Genomic DNA, 16,351 nt, shown 5'->3' with positions numbered 1-16,351 from the left:
GGGGCAGAGGGGCAAACTCCTGCACATAGCCGGCCACCCGACATTTCGTTGATGCGAAGGACCGCGTCATGACGAGGACCGGGCGGCGCTTGCGCGCTGCTTTTGGATGTGCGCTCGCTTGCGGGGCCCTGCTGGGACCGCTCGCCGCGCCCGCGCGCGCCGCGACATTCGCCGGCGCTCCCGACGCCGCAATCTTCACCGATCATTTCGCCCTGCTCCAGGAGCACGAACGTGCGATCGATCGCGCGCCCGCCGCCGCGCCGGCGCGCCCGCCGATCTCGAGCCTTGCCGTCCGGCAGCGTCGCGCCTCGCTACCGCCGCTGCCCGACATCCACGAGGTGAAAGGCATTACCGCCAGGCTGCTGCTCGAAAAATCCGGCTGCCTGGCCTGTGCCCCCGGTCCCGCCGCGGCGGCAACGGGACTTCCCGTAGGCGTCTTCGAAACGGCGCTGCGCCGGGCCGTCGAAGAAGGCTGGCTCGCGGGCTATCGTGAAATGCGCGCCGCCGCGCCTCGTGCCGTGCCGCCCGGCGTCAAGGGCGCGGCCGCCCGCGAGGCGCACTCCCTTCGCTACATCCGCAGCATCGTGCATGGCTGGCAGGTCGCCGTCGTTCGCACATTGCGCGCCCGCAACAGGATCACCGTCCGCGAAGCCGAGCGCTATCTCGCCGTTCTCGATCGCACAATGCCGCCGCCCGGGCGGCATCCCCATGCAAAGCAGCGCATTCGCACCGGCTGGGTGTCGGACGCCGAGTTGGATCGGCTCGACCGCCGCCACGCGCCGCCGGTGCCGCAAAAGCGGCTCGCCGATCCCGATACGCGCCGGATCGCGGAGACCTTCGTCGCGCCGACCGGGAAAAAGCCGCAAACCTCGCAATCCGCCGTCGAAGGCAACAGCAACGTGATACCCTTCGCGCGCCTTGCGACGGGCTATGCCGATGACATGCTGCTCGACCGGGCGCGATCCTTCCTGCCGTCCGAAACGCAGATATGGAGCCGCGCCGGCGGCAACTGGACGCTCGACGGCGCCCTTCAGCGTGTGGCGGTCAGCGGCGGTGTCGCTTGGCCGCTCGGCGAGGCGACGCGCATCGGCACGGCCGTCACCTGGGGTCGTGGGTGGCGCGACAACCGGAAATCCTGGGTCGGCGAATCGCTTTTCATTTCACCCTTCGTTTCGTATGCGATGAGCGCGCACGTGCGCCTGCGCGTCTATGGCGGCGTCGGCTACCGGTCCGATCGCGTCGACGCCGCAGACGACGGTCTCAGCTACACGGGCAACAGTTTCTTCTCGGGCGCAAGCGTCGAGGGCGCGTGGCGCTTCGGCAATTTGCGTTTTTCGCCTTCCGCGCGTATCGGCGCGAGCCGCGTTCGGCTTGCCTCGCCCGAAGCGTCCGGGGAGGCGCGGTCGCGCGGTCGCGCGACCTACAGCAACGGTTTCAGTTACAAGCTGCCGGCAACGCGCCACTTTTCGAAGATCGAGCCTTTCGCCGATTTCACGACGCACTGGACCTTCGATCGAGTCGAGCGCGAGGCGGCTCTTGCGGAAATTCCGGTCAAGAGCGAGATCGCGGGTGCCATCGAGAGCGGCGTCTTGCTGAAGGCCCTCGACGATTTCGTCGGCGCGCGCCTTGCGGCCGGTGTCGCCGACATCGGCGCCAGGGACGAGACGAACTACACCGTATCGGGCCAGCTCAAGCTCGCTTTCTAGCCGCGCGCCATCTCAAGCCGCGGGCTTGTGGAACTGGATGTTCGCCGGCGGCTTGGAGAAGGCGGGTTTCTCCGCCTTCAGCGCGTTGAGCGCTTCCTCGCGGTCGGCCGCGCTGAAATTTCCCGTCGTCAGGCAGAATTCCACGAAATTGCCGTTCGGGTCCTTCGTGTAGACCGAGTGGCACCAGTTGTGGTCGATCTCCAGCACGTCGAGCCCGGCATCGAGCCAGCGCTGGCGGCGGCGTTCGAGATCGGCGCGGTCCTTCACGTCGAAGGAGATGTGGTTGATGTGATCGGGGACGCCGGCGGCCTTGGAGAGATTGGTCTCGAAATTCTCGGTGCCGGGAATGTCGTGCATCTCCCAGAAGGCGATGAACTTCGAATCGTCTTCCATGCGGTAGAAGAAATGCTTCGCCCAGCCGCCTTCCGGCGCGGGGCCGACTTCGACCTTCACAAGCTCGAACCCCATCACGCCTTCGTAGAACTCGTGAATGGCCTTCATGTCGCGCGCCGCAAGCGCCAGATGATGATAGCCCATGGCTCAATCCTTCCCTTGCTTGTCGACCATGCTCATGACGTCCGCCGACGCGCCTTCGGGCGCGGCGATTTCCACCACGCGCTCGTCCACATCGTCATATTCGAGGCGGAGCGCGCGTGACATGGTGGCGTGCATGTCATAGGTCGCGGTGATGTAGGTGAATTCGAGAATCTCTTCGTCGGAGAGATATTTCTTCATCGCCTCGAAAATCGCTTCGGGCACGCGGCCGCCCTGCAGCACGAGGCAATCCGTATAGGCGAGCAGCGCGCGCTCGACCGGCGCATAGCAATCGGCGATCTGCCAATGCGGGATCGCCTCGATCTGTTCCTCGCTCAAGCCCACCTCGCGGCAGGCCTTGCAATGCTGCGAGAAGACGAATTGCGAGCCGCGCGCGAAGCCGGCGCGGATCTGGCCGAGTTCGCGAAGCTTCGGATCGAGCTTGCGGTTCTTGCTGCGATAAAACTGGAAGCCTTCGGTCGTGTGCTTGAAGGCGTCGGGCACCAGCGCGAAGACGGTCCACCAATTGCCGGGCGTGCCTGTCGCCGTGCCCGGTTCCTTCACCGGGTCGCGCTCGCCGAACAGCATCTTGTAAATCTGCTGCGCCAGCGGGTCGGCATCCGCCTTGCCCACTTGTCTCAGTCTCGGCATGCCCATCCTCCCGTTGCATGACGGACAAGAATGTAAGATAAACTGACGAATGGCTCAAGCGGAGATTCAGGCGATGCAAAGACAGCCCGGCGTGTTGATGGCGCAGCTTCTCAACCGCTTCATGTGGTTCGACGGGGCCTTGCAGAAGAGCCTCGACGCGCGCGGCCATGGCGGCGTCCGCCGTCTTGAATCCATGGCCATGGTCTATGTTCATTCGGGCGTCCGCCGGCCGAGCGATCTGGCGCGGCTGCTCGGCGTCACGCGGCAGTCGATGAACACGGCGCTGCGCGAGCTGGAGGAAAAGCGGCTTGTCTATATGGCGCCGGACCCCGAGGATGCGCGCTGCAAGCTGGTGACCTTCGCGCCGGAAGGAGCAGGGATGCGGGCGGAGGCGCTGGAGATCGTGAGCGGCCTCGAAGCGGAACTCGAAGCGCGGCTCGGCGCGAGGACGGTCGAGAACCTTGCGCGCATTGTGAGCGCGGATTGGGGCGAGGCGCCGGTGATGGCGAAGCCGAAACGGGAAAGAAAGAAAGAAGCATGACGAGCCTCGGCGATCTTCTGGCTGCGCCCAGCATTCTGGTGGCGCCCGGCGCCTATGACGCGCTGTCGGCGAAGCTCGCGGCGAAGGCGGGCGCGAAAGTTGTTTACATGACGGGCTTCGGCGTTGCGGGCGCAAGCTTCGGCGTGCCGGATATCGGGCTCGTCAGCGCGGCCGAGATGAGCGAGCGCGTGCGCGCGATCGCGGCCTCATGCGCGCCGGTGCCACTCATTGCCGATGGCGACAACGGGCATGGCGGTCCGCTGAACGCGGCGCGGCTGACGCGCGCTTATGAGGCGGCGGGGGCCGAGTGCATCCAGATCGAAGACCAGGTGTTTCCGAAACGCTGCGGTCACATGGAAGGGAAGGAAGTCGTGCCTGTCGCCGAGGCGGCGGCGAAGATCCGCGCGGCGGCGGAAGCGCGCGCGAGCCGCGACTTCAAGGTGATGGCGCGGACGGATGCGCGCGCGACGCATGATCTCGACGAGGCGCTCAGGCGCGGCGAGGCTTTCCTGAAGGCGGGCGCCGACATTCTTTTCATCGAGGCGCCGCGCGACGAGGCGGAATTGCGGAAAGTCGCGGAGACGTTCAAGGGTGTGCCGCTGGTCGCCAATATCGTCGAGGACGGCAAGACGCCTTATCTCGGTGCGAAGGCGCTGGAAGCACTCGGCTTCAAGATCGCGCTCTTTCCGGTCTCGGCCCTGCTCGCCGTGACGGCGCGGCTCGAAAGCGTCTATGCGACGCTGCTGAAAGGCGAGGGCTTGCCCGAAGGCGAGGAGCGCGTCAGTTTCCAGCGCTACAACGAATTGATCGGGCTGCCGGAAATGCTGGCGGATGCGGCGGCGATAACGAAGAAAACGGAGACGTGATGCCGAGCTGGGGGAACATTCTGAAGCGGATTGCGGCGGGCGAGATGGAAAAGGCGCCGCCGCATGTCGCCGCGCTGAAGCTATATGCGGGAAAGCTCACCGTCATCGAGCCCGGCCGCATCCGCTACGACTGGCCCGTCGACCCCTCCTTCCTCAATCCCGTCGCCGTTTTCGGCGGTTATCTCGCGACGCTGGCCGACCAGACCTGCTCTTTCGCGCTGATGACCCTGCTGAAGGACGACCAGAATTTCACGACGAGCGATCTGCAGACGCATTTTTTCCGTCCTGTGACGGGGGGCGTGCTCGCCTGCGAGGGGCACGTGCTGAATGTATCGAAAACGCAGGCCTATGTGGAAGCGACCTTCACCAATGGCGACGGCAAGCTGGCGCTGAAGGCGCGCGCGGTGGAGCGGATTATTGCGGCTTGAAGAAATATTTTTGGGCTTAAAATAAACAGTGTCATTCCGGCGAAAGCCGGAATCCATGGGCCTTTCGGCGTTTTCGTTGAGTCAGATGGTCCCCGGCTTTCGCCGGGGTGACACTTTTTGGGGGAGAGGTTGAGAGTCACTCCACCCAGGTCACAAAAATCTTCCGCTTCTCCCCGCTCGCTTCCATCTTCGCCAGCCATTCATCCACGCGCGCTTTCCAGGCTTCGTCCTGCGGCAGCAAATAAGCCTTCTCGGACTGCGTAAAGGGCGCGTCGGGATGGATCGCGCAGAGCTCGGGATGAAGCTTCTGCATGATCCGCGTCTCTATGGCGTCGGTGATCATGAGGTCGGCGCGGCCCGCGACAATTTCCTCGAAGATCGAGGCATTGTCCTTGTGGAGGATGATCTTCGCCGTCTTGATGTTCGCACGGGCGAATTTTTCGTTGGTGCCGCCGGGATTGACGATGACGGTGACGCCGTCGCGGTCGATCTGGTCGAGCGTCTGGAAGCGCGCCGCTTCCTCGCAGCGCGCGATCGGCGTCTTGCCGTCGCTGAGGAGCGGCGTCGAGAAGAGGGCGACCTTGGCGCGTTCCTCTGTAACCGAGATGCCGCCCATGCCGATGTCGAACTTGCCGGCGTCGAGGTCTTCCATGAGGCTCGGCCAGCTTGTCCTGACGATCTCGAGTCGGGCGCCGAGATCGTCCGCAAGGGCGCCCGCCATCTCGACATCGAGCCCCTCGAAATGCCCCTCCGGCTCTTCCCAGGAGAAGGGTTTGTAGTCGCCGGTAAGCCCCACCCGGACGACGCCCGAGGCCTCGATCCGCTCCAGTGCCAAAGGTTCTCCGGCGCCGGCCGGGGCGGCGAGCACAAGGATGAGGGCCAGGGAGACGGCAAGGCGGTGGAAAAGGCGCATGAGGCGGACTATAGGTGCAGGAACCCCGGCCCCGGAAGCCCCCGCCTTTGCTGGACTGTTAACGGATCGGCTGCTAGAAACGCCGCCATGAAAATCATCGGTCTTCGCAGGCTCTGCCCCGCCATATATGCGCGAATTACAGGCCCGGCCTGCCGCTGAGGGACCTTGCCGGTCCCGCGCGGCACGAGCCGGGTGACCTGTCCTCAAGATCGCGCAACCCCGAATAGCCAGGGCGTCCCATGTCCACCGATACCAAGTCTCCCGATCAGGCCGCTGCCGAAGAGCCCGGCCGCGACTACCGCGACACGCTCTTCCTGCCGACGACCGATTTTCCGATGAAGGCAGGGCTTCCCCAGCGCGAGCCCGAATGGCTGGCGCGCTGGGAAAAGCTTGGCCTTTATGAGCGCCTGCGCGCGGCGGCGAAGGGCCGCGAGACCTTCATTCTTCATGACGGCCCGCCCTACGCCAATGGCGACATCCATATCGGCCATGCGCTGAACAAGATCCTGAAGGACCTCGTCGTCCGCTCGCAGCAGATGATGGGCAAGGACGCGGCTTATGTTCCGGGTTGGGACTGCCACGGGCTGCCGATCGAATGGAAGATCGAGGAGAAGTACCGCAAGAAGGGCAAGAACAAGGACGAGGTGCCGCCGCTCGAGTTCCGCCGCGAATGCCGGGAGTTCGCGCAACACTGGGTCGATGTGCAGCGCGAACAGTTCAAGCGCCTCGGCGTTTCCGGCGAGTGGGACAATCCCTACCTCACCATGTCCTTCGACGCGGAAGCGAAAATCGTCGAGGAGTTTCAGAAATTTCTGATGAACGGTTCGCTCTATCGGGGTTCGAAACCGGTCATGTGGTCGGTGGTGGAAAAGACGGCGCTCGCCGAAGCGGAGGTCGAGTATCACGACCATGTCAGCCACACGATCTGGGTACGCTTTCCGTTTATCCAAATACCTACGGGGCCCTTTGTTGATGGCTTCGGAACAGAAGCAAAAGCTGCGCTTGATCTCCTTCAGAAAGCCTCTGTAGTCATCTGGACGACGACGCCCTGGACCATTCCCGCAAACCGCGCGATCTCCTATTCCAACAAGATTGATTACGGCCTTTACCGCGTTGAGGCGGTGGGGGACGGTTCGCTTGCACGTCCGGAAGAGCTAATCATATTGGCCGATGTGTTGGCCGACGAGGTTTTCAAGGCTGCCGGTGTGACTGCTTGGGAACGCAAGTTCCAAGTCACCGCCGATATGCTCGACTCAGCCGTCTGCGCGCATCCCTTCCGTGGGTCCGGCTACGACTTCGACGTGCCACTCCTCGCCGGCGATCATGTAACCGAAGAAGCCGGCACCGGCTTCGTCCACACCGCGCCCGGCCACGGTCAGGACGACTACATGATCTGGGTCGAGAATTTTGGGCAGAAAGGCATCCCCGAAACGGTGAACGAGGAAGGCGGCTACTACGATCATGTGCCTCTCTTCGCCGGCAAGTTCGTGCTGACGCGGCAGGGCAAGGAAGGCAACGCCAATGCCGCCGTGATCGAGGAACTCGAAAAAGCGGGCGCGCTGCTCGCCAAGGGCAAGGTGACCCACTCCTATCCGCATTCATGGCGCTCGAAAGCGCCGCTGATCTTCCGCAACACGCCGCAATGGTTCGTTTCGATGGATGCAAAGATCGAAGCGGCGGGCGGCAAGCCCTTCCGTCAGGTCGCGCTTGAGGAAATCGAGAAAGTGCGCTGGGTGCCGGCGCGCAACCGCAACCGCATCCATGCGATGGTCGAGACGCGGCCCGACTGGGTGTTGTCGCGCCAGCGCGCCTGGGGCGTACCGCTGACGCTTTTCGTGAAGAAGTCCGATGGTGCGTTGCTGCGCGACGAGAAAGTCAATGCACGCATTGTCGAAGCCGTCGCGAAGGAAGGCGCCGACGCCTGGTTCGAGCACCCGGCAAGCGACTTCCTCGGGCCCGACCACAAGGCCGACGATTACGAGCGCGTGACCGACATTCTCGACGTCTGGTTCGATTCAGGCTCGACGCATGCTTTCGTGCTCGAGGCGCGTGGCATGCCGTCGCCGGCCGACCTCTATCTCGAAGGCTCCGACCAGCATCGCGGCTGGTTTCAGTCGTCGCTGCTCGAAAGCTGCGCGACGCGCGGCCGCGCGCCCTACAAACAGGTCCTGACGCATGGCATGACGCTGACCGACAAGGGCCTCAAGATGTCGAAATCGCTCGGCAACGCCATCGAGCCCGAAGCGATCATCAAGCAGAACGGCGCCGACATCCTGCGCCTCTGGGTTGCCTCGACCGACTACTGGGAAGACCACAATATCGGCAACGAGATCGTCAAATCGAATGCCGAGGCCTATCGGAAACTGCGCAACACTTTCCGCTATCTGCTCGGCAATCTCGCGGGTTTCGCGGATGAAGAGCGCGTCGCCGTTGCCGACATGCCGGAGCTTGAACGCGTCATCCTGCATCGTCTTGCCGAACTCGACGAACTCGTCCGCAAGGCCTACACGGATTATGACTTCAAGCGCGTGACGCATACGCTGTCGAATTTCATGAATGTCGATCTCTCGGCCTTCTATTTCGACATCCGCAAGGATGCGCTTTATTGCGATGCACCGTCGAGTCTTCGCCGCCGTGCCTGCCGCACCGTGCTTGATGAGCTTTTCTCCTGTCTCACCGCCTGGCTCGCGCCGGTTCTCTGCTTCACGGCGGAGGAAGTCTGGCTCGCCCGCTTCCCGTCCGACGATGCGTCGGTGCATTTGCGCACCTTCCCGGAAGTTCCGGCGGGCTGGCGCGACGAGGCGCTCGCCGAAAAATGGCGCGAGGTGCGCGAACTGCGCCGCGTCGTCACGGGCGCGCTCGAGGTCGAGCGCCGCGAGAAACGCATCGGTGCGAGCCTCGAAGCGGCGCCCGACATTCATGTGGCGAATGCCGATCTGCTGGCCGCGATGAAGGGTATCGATCTCGCCGAACTTGTAATCACCAGTCAGGCGACGCTGATCGAGGGCGAGGGGCCGGCTTCGGCCTTCCGTCTCGACGACGTGCCGGGCGTTGCCGTGGTGCCGAAACGCGCCGAAGGCCGTAAATGCGCGCGCTCCTGGCGCGTTCTGCCGGAAGTCGGCACCGACCCTGAATTTCCCGATCTCAGTCTCCGGGATGCGGCGGCGGTCCGGGAATACGACGCGCTGGCCGCGCGCCAGCGGGGAGCGTGACGCAATGGAACGTCTCTTGCGCGAAACCTTCTGGGGCCCCTTGTCGCTGTTCGGCTTCGCCGTCGCCATCGCCGGTTTTCTGATCGATCGCCTCCACAAATGGTGGATGCTCGATATTTACGAGATCGGTTCTCGCGGCCGCGTCGAAGTGACGTCCTTTTTCGATCTGGTCATGGCCTGGAACAAGGGTGTCAGCTATGGCCTTTTCCAGGCCGAAACGGCCCTCGGCGTCCTGATCCTCGTTTCCTTCGCACTTGCCGTGATTTTCGGCTTGGGCCTCTGGCTGGCGCGAGCCGAGCATCGGGCGATCGCACTAGCTATCGGTCTGATTATCGGCGGTGCCGTCGGCAACGTCGCCGACCGCCTCGTTTACGGCGCCGTTGCGGACTTTTTTAGTTTTCACGCCTTCGGATTTTACTGGTATATCTTCAATATTGCCGACATCTGGATCGTTCTGGGTGTGATGCTGATCCTTTTGGATTCGCTCTGGCCGCAGGCGTTTGGCCTTGGCGCGAAGGACAAAAAAGGCGGAAATGCAGGCGACAAGGCCGCTTGAGCGGCGCGCCACCGCGAGGGAGTTGACCGACGTGATCACCGAACCGAAAAACCTCTGCCGCGCCGGCCTTCTGGCCGCGCTTGCCTTCTCGCTGACGGCGTGTGGCGGCGACAGCCTTAGCGACACGTTGGGTTATGGCAAGTCCGCTCCGGACGAGTTCACGATCGTCACCAAGGCGCCGCTGGTCATGCCACCGGATTTCTCGCTGCGTCCGCCGCAGCCCGGCGCGCCGCGTCCGCAGGAAGCGAATTTGCAGCCCTCAGTCGGCGCACAGCGCGCGCTGACAGGCAATGTCGAAGTGAGCGACCCGGCAAGCCAGGGCGTCACCGAAGGCGAACGCGTTCTTCTGGCGAACACGGGCGCCGACGCGGCCGATCCGCGCATCCGCCAGGTCGTCAATAGCGAAACGCGCTCGCTGATCGAACAGGACAAGACATTTGTCGACGACGTGATCTTCTGGCGCAAGCCCGGCACACCGCCCGACGAGCGTCTGGTCGACTCGCGCGCCGAGGCCCAGCGCATTCAGCAGAACGAAGCCGAGGGCAAGGCTGTGACGGAAGGTGAAACGCCGACCGTGACGCCCAAAAAAGAAGGCTGGTTCTCCGGCATTTTCTGAGCGTGTGGCGTTTCCCGCCGCTTTGGGGGCCGGTGCCCTGACGCCCGGCCTTTTGGAGTGAAGTATTGTCCCGGTCCCGATTTCTCGCGCCGCGCGTTCTAGGCTCCGCTCTTGCCGTCATTCTGATCGTTGTGCTTGGCGCGGCGGTCTGGTTTTGGCGCAGCGGCGGCGAGGCCGTTTCGGGCGCGCCGCTGAGTTTTCGCCTCGCCAATGGCATGGAAGTGCTGGCGATCCCCGATCACCGTGCGCCCGTCGTCACCCATATGGTTTGGTACCGCGTCGGCGCGGCTGACGAAACGCCCGGCAAGACAGGTCTCGCGCATTTCCTCGAGCACCTGATGTTCAAAGGCACAAAGGACATCGCGCCCGGCCAGTTCTCGCGCATCGTCGCGCGCAATGGCGGCCAGGACAATGCCTTCACGCATTACGATTTCACCGCCTATTTTCAGGTCATTGCCAAGGATCGTCTGCCGCTCGTTATGGAGATGGAGGCGGATCGCATGACCGGTCTTAAGCTCACCGATGCCGAGGTGCTGCCGGAGCGCGATGTCGTTCTGGAAGAGCAGCGGACGCGGATCGAGAACAGCCCGATGTCGCTGCTGCAGGCCGAAATGAACGCAGCCCTCTACGACGCTCATCCATATGGTCGCGACATTATCGGCCACAAGGAAGAAATAGCGGAACTGACGACAGAAGATGCCCTCGACTTCTACGATCGCTTCTACACGCCCAACAATGCAACGCTGATCGTCGCCGGCGATATCGGGCTCGACGAATTGCGGCCTCTGGCGGAAAAATATTACGGGTCCATCGCGCAACGCGCGCCGACTTTCGAGCGCGAACGGGCGCCGGTCGTGTGGCCGGACGCGGACCGCCGCGTCGTTCGCCGCGACGATCGCGTGCAGGAACCGACATGGCTGCGCTTTTATCCCGCGCCGGACTATGCCGGCGCCGGTGCCCGCGAAGGCGCAGCCTTCGACGTTCTGGCGGAAATTCTCGGTGGCGGACAGACGAGCCGCCTTTATCGAAATCTGGTGATAACGCAGGGCATCGCGGCCAGCATCGGCGCCTGGTATGAGGGTAGCCGTCTCGATGCCGGCAAATTCGGCCTCTATGCCTTGCCGCGCGTCGGCGGTGCGCTCGCCGACCTCGAAAAGGCGGTCGATGCCGAAATCGGGCTTCTGCTCGCAGACGGCGTGACGGATGAAGAACTCGAGCGCGCAAAGACGGTTATCGCAGCAGGCGCCGTCTACGCCCGCGACAGCCAGCGCAGCATGGCCTATGCCTATGGTGAGGGCCTGATGACCGGCATGTCGGTGGCCGATATTCACGAATGGCCCGATCGGATCCGTGCCGTCACGGCGGACGACGTCGTCGACGCGGCGCGTTCGGTTCTGTCCGGGCGCGTTTCCGTAACCGGCGAATTGCTGCCGGGAGAGGGCGCATGATCGCCCGTGCGCCATTCGGCGCTCTCATGGCGACATTTCTCCTTCTCGCGACACCGCTCGCCGCGTTCGAAATCGAACGCGTGGTCAGCCCCGGCGGCATCGAGGCCTGGCTTGTCGAGGAACGCACGGTCCCCGTCATCGTGATGGAAGTGGCCTGGGAAGGCGGCACCGCGACCGACACCGCCGAAAAAGCCGGTACGGCGAACATGGCGGCCTCGCTTCTCGGCGAAGGCGCGGGCGATCTGCCCTCGCAAGCCTTTCAGGCGCGCCTCGACGACATTGCCGCGCAGCTCTCGTTCTCGGTCGACAATGACTATTTGAACGCCTCGCTGAAAACGCTGGCGGAGGCACGCGACGAAGCTTTCGCGCTGTTTGCGCTTGCCATTGCCGAGCCGCGTTTCGACGACGATGTGGTCGAGCGCATTCGGGCCCAGATTGGGGTGGCGGTCGCGCGCAATCGTCAGTCGCCCGACTGGCTGGCGGCCGATGCCTGGTATCGTGCTGCCTTGGGAAGTCATCCTTACGCGCTGAATGGGCAAGGCACGCCCGAAACCTTGCCGCGTATCCTGCGGGACGATCTGACCGGCTACACCAAAAATGTGCTGGCGCGCGACAATATGAAAATTGCGGTGGTCGGTCCGATCTCGGCCGAAGAACTCGGCGCTCTGCTCGACCTGACCTTCGGCGTCTTGCCGGCCGAGGCTGTATTGCCGGATATTCCCACAGTCGAAGTGGCGAAAGGCGCGCAGACCGTCGTCGTCGAGCGCGATTTTCCGCAGAGCGTCGTTATCTTCGGTTCGCAAGGCATGGCGCGCGACGATCCGGATTTCATTCCGGCCTTTATGATGAATTACATTCTGGGCGGCGGCAGCTTTTCCTCGCGATTGATGACGGAAGTGCGGGAAAAGCGCGGCCTTGCCTATTCGGTCGGCACATCGCTTTCACCCTTGAAAAGGGCCGCCATGATGTTCGGCCAGGTGGCGACGCGCAACGAGCGTGTCGGTCAGTCGCTGGCGATCATTCGCGGTGAACTGCGGCGCATGGCGGAGGAGGGCGTCTCGGCCGAGGAACTTGCCGACGCCAAGACTTATCTCACCGGCTCCTACCCGCTGCGCTTTACGTCCAACAGCTCCATCGCTAATCAGCTGATCGGTATTCAGACCGAGAACCTCGGCATCGATTATGTGAAACGCCGCAACGGCCTGATCGAGGAAGTAACGCAGGACGACATTGCGCGTGTCGCTGCGCGTCTCTTGCGGGCGGACGATCTGGTGGTTGCAATTGTCGGCCGGCCGAATCTCTCGCCGACGGTCGAGAATCTTCCGGAAACCGGCGATATGGCGCCATCCGCGGCGCCTGACCGGCAGCACTAGCGGCGTCTGGCGGGCCTCTGGCTGGCCGCGTGGCTTCTTGTTAGGCTTCTGCGTGCCGCGCCGATTCCGGTACGTTTCAGATTCCAGATTGGAAAATCCGCATGGCCGTTGCTGCGCCCTATACCCAGTCGATCGATGCCTGCTTCAGCGACGCCATCGGCGAAGGCGGGCTTGCGCGGCCCGACTATGAGGCGGCGTTGGGCAAGGCGGAAAAGGCGCTGGAAAAGCTCCGCAAGGCGCATGATGACGGTTCGCTGCCGCTGCTCCACGTGCCGGCGCGGCGCGACGACTTTCCTGCGATCGAAACCGTCGCGGCGACGCTGCTCGACAATACGACCGATCTTTTTATCTTCGGCATTGGCGGCTCGGCGCTCGGCGCACAGGCGCTGGCGCAGCTGACGGGCTGGGGCACGCAGGCGCATGTCCAGAAGGGCGTCCGCATTCATGTTCCCGACAATCTCGACGCCGCCACCATGGAGGCGGCGCTCTCGAACGCCGATCTGCGCACCACGCGGTTTCTGGTGGTTTCGAAATCGGGCGGCACCGTCGAACCGGCGATCCAGACGCTCGCCGCCATGAGCGCCATCGAAAAGGCCGGCGGCGGACAATATATGAAACACCACTTCGCGGTGCTGACGGAACCGGCGAAGAACGGCAAGTCGAACCCGATGCGCGCACTGGCCGAAGCATATGATTTCCCGACGCTCGATCACGATCCGGGTGTCGGCGGGCGCTATGCGGTGCTCACCAATGTCGGTCTGCTGCCCGCATGCCTGATGGGCCTCGACATTGCGGCGGTGCGCGAAGGCGCGGCATCCGTGCTGGCACCGGTCCTGTCCGGTGCGCCCGCAAGGGACGTGGCGCCCGCAGCGGGGGCGGCTCTTTCGCTGGCGCTGGCGCAAACGAAGGGCGCCGGCATCTCGGTTTTTCTGGCCTATGCCGACCGGCTGGAGCGCTTTCTTTCCTGGCATTGCCAGCTCTGGGCCGAAAGCCTCGGCAAGAACGGCAAGGGCACGACGCCGGTCAAGGCGCTCGGCCCCGTGGATCAGCACAGCCAGTTGCAACTCTGGCTCGACGGTCCGCGCGACAAGCTTTTCACCGTCTTCATGACCGAGGCCAAAGGCAAGGGTCCAATGGCGAATGCGGCACTCGCTGAAGGCACGGGCTTTGCTTTTCTTGGCGGCCGGACGGTCGGCGATCTCGTCGACGCCGAGCAGCGCGCAACGGCGGACACGCTGGCAAAAAACGGTAGACCCGTCCGTACCTTCCATCTGCCTGCCCTCAATGAACGCGTACTCGGTGCGCTTTTCATGCACTTTATGCTGGAAACGATGATTGCCGGCGACATGCTGGGTGTCGATCCGTTCGACCAGCCGGCGGTGGAAGAGGGAAAATTGCTCGCCCGGGAATATCTCGCGCAAGGGAGCGTCTGACCCGCGCATGACCCGTATCCGCCGCCTCAGCGAGGGGACGATCAACCGCATTGCCGCCGGCGAAGTGGTCGAGCGGCCGGCCAGTGCGGTGAAGGAGCTGGTCGAGAATGCGCTCGATGCCGGTGCCCGCCATATCGATATCGCAATCGATGCCGGCGGCCGCGACCTGATCCGCATCGCCGATGACGGTTTCGGCATGAGCGCCGAGGAACTGATGCTGGCCGTCGAACGTCACGCGACCTCGAAGCTCGGTGTCGATGGCGACGGCCGTGAGGACCTCCACAACATTGCGACTCTGGGCTTTCGCGGCGAGGCGCTGCCGTCGATCGGCGCGGTCGCCCGTCTTGCGATCGTCAGCCGCCCGCGCAACGGTGCGAACGCTTATCGGATTTCGGTCGAGGGCGGTCAGGTCGGTGCGGTCGAGCCGGCGCCCGGCAAATCCGGCACCGTCGTCGAGGTGCGGGATCTCTTTTATGCGACGCCCGCACGCCTCAAATTTATGAAAAGCGAGCGGGCCGAGGCCCTTGCCGTATCCGATGTGGTAAAGCGCCTCGCCATGGCGAATGCCGAAACGGGCTTCACGCTGACGAGTGGTGGGCGGCATCTGCTTCGGCTCGAGCCCGAATTGCCGGGCACGAGCGGCCGCCTTGCCCGGCTGGGCGCGATCATGGGGCGTGACTTCGCCGAAAACGCGTTGTCCATCGATGCTGTGCGGGAAGGCGTCGGCCTTTCAGGCTTCGCCGGTCTGCCGACCTATAATCGCGGCACAGCACAGATGCAGTTTCTTTTCGTCAATGGCCGCCCCGTGCGCGACAAGCTGATCATCGGCGCGGTGCGCGGCGCCTATGCCGACTTCCTGGCGCGCGACCGGCATCCGGCGGTGGCGCTTTTCGTCGACATCGATCCCGTCGATGTCGATGTGAATGTCCACCCGGCCAAGGCCGAAGTGCGGTTCCGCGATGCGGGCCTTGTCCGCGGGCTGATTGTGGGAGCGTTGAAGCATGCGTTGGCGGGTGCCGGCCACCGCGCCTCGACCACGGTGGCAGGCGCGGCGCTGGGAGCATTGCGTCCAGGTGTGGCTGCGCGTTCGTTTGCCTATTCGCCGAATGTCACGCCGCCGCGCGGCCTTGCCGAAAATGGAAGTGATTGGCAAGGAGCCTTTGCCGATCTGGGTGGCCATGGCGCCCGCGTCGAGCCGGCGCCGGATTTGCGCGCAGATGCCGGCAACGGCGCCGATGTGGCCCGGCCGCTCGGCGTCGCGCGGGGTCAGCTTCACGAAACCTATGTCGTTGCCCAGACGGCAGACGGCATCGTCATCGTCGACCAGCACGCCGCCCATGAGCGCCTCGTCTACGAACGCATGAAAAAGGCGATGGAAACGCGCGGCGTCGCGCGGCAGCTCCTGCTGATTCCGGAAGTGGTCGATCTCGACGAGGCCGAAGCGGCGCGGTTGACAGCCCGAGCCGGAGAGTTGGCCGAACTCGGTTTCGTGCTCGAAGCCTTTGGCTCGGGCGCCATCATTGTGCGCGAAGTGCCGGCGATTTTCGGGAAGCTCGATGTTGCAGGTCTTGTTCGCGATCTCGCCGACGATCTCTCTGAACTCGACGAGGCCTTGTCGTTGAAGGAAAGACTGGAAGAGGTATGCGGCACCATCGCCTGCCACGGTTCGGTGCGGGCCGGCCGCCGCCTGACCGCCGAGGAGATGAACGCGCTGCTCCGCGAGATGGAGGCGACACCGCATTCGGGGCAGTGCAATCACGGCCGCCCGACCTATGTCGAACTGAAGCTCGCCGACATCGAACGTCTATTCGGTCGCCGTTGAAACGGCTGGAGCAAGCGCCTCGAGAAAGCTCCTGAGATCGTCGGTGACGTGGTGGACATGCACGCCGTCCGCGCCTTCATGCGAAATCTGCTGATGCCGTTCCGGACCAGGCGCTCCCGGTCTGACCCACACGGTGGTCATGCCCAGCGCATGCGGGACTTCGAGATTGCGTGCGATATCCTCGAACATTGCAGCACATCCGGGATCTATCCCGCTCGCCTCGATCAGCCGTTCGTAGGCGCCGCGTTGCGG

15 protein-coding genes are annotated in these 16,351 nt (G+C 63.9%); 11 read left to right on the top strand and 4 right to left on the bottom strand.

Translation table 11 applies throughout. The features are described from left to right. Nucleotides 1-68 precede the first annotated feature (68 nt). The gene (locus WEB61_RS10275) at nt 69-1,706 is read left to right on the top strand and encodes a hypothetical protein (RefSeq protein WP_368064247.1); all 1,638 of its coding nucleotides are present in this window, start codon (nt 69-71) and stop codon (nt 1,704-1,706) included. 12 nt (nt 1,707-1,718) lie between these two features. Here WEB61_RS10275 and WEB61_RS10270 read toward each other — a convergent pair whose 3' ends face one another. Next, complete coding sequence (locus tag WEB61_RS10270; RefSeq protein ID WP_368064246.1) at nt 1,719-2,243, bottom strand: VOC family protein; 525 nt, start codon at nt 2,241-2,243, stop codon at nt 1,719-1,721. Between the two features lie 3 nt (nt 2,244-2,246). Then, the gene (locus WEB61_RS10265) at nt 2,247-2,891 is read right to left on the bottom strand and encodes a carboxymuconolactone decarboxylase family protein (protein ID WP_368064245.1); all 645 of its coding nucleotides are present in this window, start codon (nt 2,889-2,891) and stop codon (nt 2,247-2,249) included. Between the two features lie 73 nt (nt 2,892-2,964). Here WEB61_RS10265 and WEB61_RS10260 point away from each other — a divergent pair, with 73 nt between their 5' ends. The 3 genes from WEB61_RS10260 to WEB61_RS10250 are packed head-to-tail and all read left to right on the top strand — an operon-like array spanning nt 2,965 to nt 4,726. Beyond that, the gene (locus WEB61_RS10260; protein WP_368064244.1) at nt 2,965-3,432 is read left to right on the top strand and encodes a MarR family winged helix-turn-helix transcriptional regulator; all 468 of its coding nucleotides are present in this window, start codon (nt 2,965-2,967) and stop codon (nt 3,430-3,432) included. Beyond that, the gene (locus WEB61_RS10255) at nt 3,429-4,298 is read left to right on the top strand and encodes an oxaloacetate decarboxylase (RefSeq protein ID WP_368064243.1); all 870 of its coding nucleotides are present in this window, start codon (nt 3,429-3,431) and stop codon (nt 4,296-4,298) included. The genes WEB61_RS10260 and WEB61_RS10255 overlap by 4 nt, the downstream gene beginning before the upstream one ends. Continuing rightward, nucleotides 4,298-4,726, top strand: coding sequence for a PaaI family thioesterase (locus tag WEB61_RS10250; RefSeq protein WP_368064242.1), 429 nt, complete (start codon nt 4,298-4,300; stop codon nt 4,724-4,726). Before WEB61_RS10255 ends, WEB61_RS10250 begins: the two co-directional genes overlap by 1 nt. A gap of 136 nt (nt 4,727-4,862) precedes the next feature. On the opposite strand, the gene WEB61_RS10245 is transcribed toward WEB61_RS10250, so the two are convergent. Beyond that, nucleotides 4,863-5,639 carry a transporter substrate-binding domain-containing protein gene (locus WEB61_RS10245; protein ID WP_368064241.1) on the bottom strand — a complete coding sequence of 259 codons (777 nt, stop codon included), beginning with the start codon at nt 5,637-5,639 and terminating at the stop codon, nt 4,863-4,865. Between the two features lie 239 nt (nt 5,640-5,878). On the opposite strand from WEB61_RS10245, the gene ileS reads away from it, so the two are divergent. From ileS to mutL, 7 genes are all read left to right on the top strand, one after another. Then, on the top strand, nt 5,879-8,851 hold the full coding sequence (gene ileS, locus WEB61_RS10240; RefSeq protein ID WP_368064240.1) for an isoleucine--tRNA ligase: 2,973 nt from the start codon (nt 5,879-5,881) through the stop codon (nt 8,849-8,851). Between the two features lie 4 nt (nt 8,852-8,855). Beyond that, the gene (gene lspA, locus WEB61_RS10235; protein ID WP_368064239.1) at nt 8,856-9,407 is read left to right on the top strand and encodes a signal peptidase II; all 552 of its coding nucleotides are present in this window, start codon (nt 8,856-8,858) and stop codon (nt 9,405-9,407) included. Beyond that, a complete protein-coding gene (locus WEB61_RS10230; RefSeq protein ID WP_368064238.1) occupies nt 9,385-10,023 on the top strand; it encodes a DUF3035 domain-containing protein in 639 nt (212 codons plus the stop codon). The genes lspA and WEB61_RS10230 overlap by 23 nt, the downstream gene beginning before the upstream one ends. Nucleotides 10,024-10,088: 65 nt before the next feature. After that, nucleotides 10,089-11,471: a M16 family metallopeptidase gene (locus WEB61_RS10225; protein WP_368064237.1), complete on the top strand. Its 1,383-nt coding sequence runs from the start codon at nt 10,089-10,091 to the stop codon at nt 11,469-11,471. After that, on the top strand, nt 11,468-12,844 hold the full coding sequence (locus WEB61_RS10220; RefSeq protein WP_368064236.1) for a M16 family metallopeptidase: 1,377 nt from the start codon (nt 11,468-11,470) through the stop codon (nt 12,842-12,844). The genes WEB61_RS10225 and WEB61_RS10220 overlap by 4 nt, the downstream gene beginning before the upstream one ends. Before the next feature lie 101 nt (nt 12,845-12,945). Further along, nucleotides 12,946-14,277 (top strand): glucose-6-phosphate isomerase, encoded by a 1,332-nt coding sequence (locus tag WEB61_RS10215; protein ID WP_368064235.1) that lies wholly within the window; start codon nt 12,946-12,948, stop codon nt 14,275-14,277. Nucleotides 14,278-14,284: 7 nt separating this feature from the next. Then, a complete protein-coding gene (gene mutL / locus WEB61_RS10210; RefSeq protein ID WP_368064234.1) occupies nt 14,285-16,099 on the top strand; it encodes a DNA mismatch repair endonuclease MutL in 1,815 nt (604 codons plus the stop codon). Here the strand turns inward: mutL and WEB61_RS10205 are convergent. Beyond that, on the bottom strand, nt 16,082-16,351 hold a 270-nt coding region (locus WEB61_RS10205; protein ID WP_368064233.1), incomplete at its 5' end, for an HAD hydrolase-like protein. The genes mutL and WEB61_RS10205 overlap by 18 nt on opposite strands.

Origin of the sequence: Parvibaculum sp. (assembly GCF_040882025.1) — a bacterium.
Taxonomy (GTDB): Bacteria; Pseudomonadota; Alphaproteobacteria; order Parvibaculales; family Parvibaculaceae; genus Parvibaculum.
The sequence above is the reverse complement of the archived record's forward strand: the minus strand, read 5'-3'. Positions and strand labels throughout refer to the sequence as shown.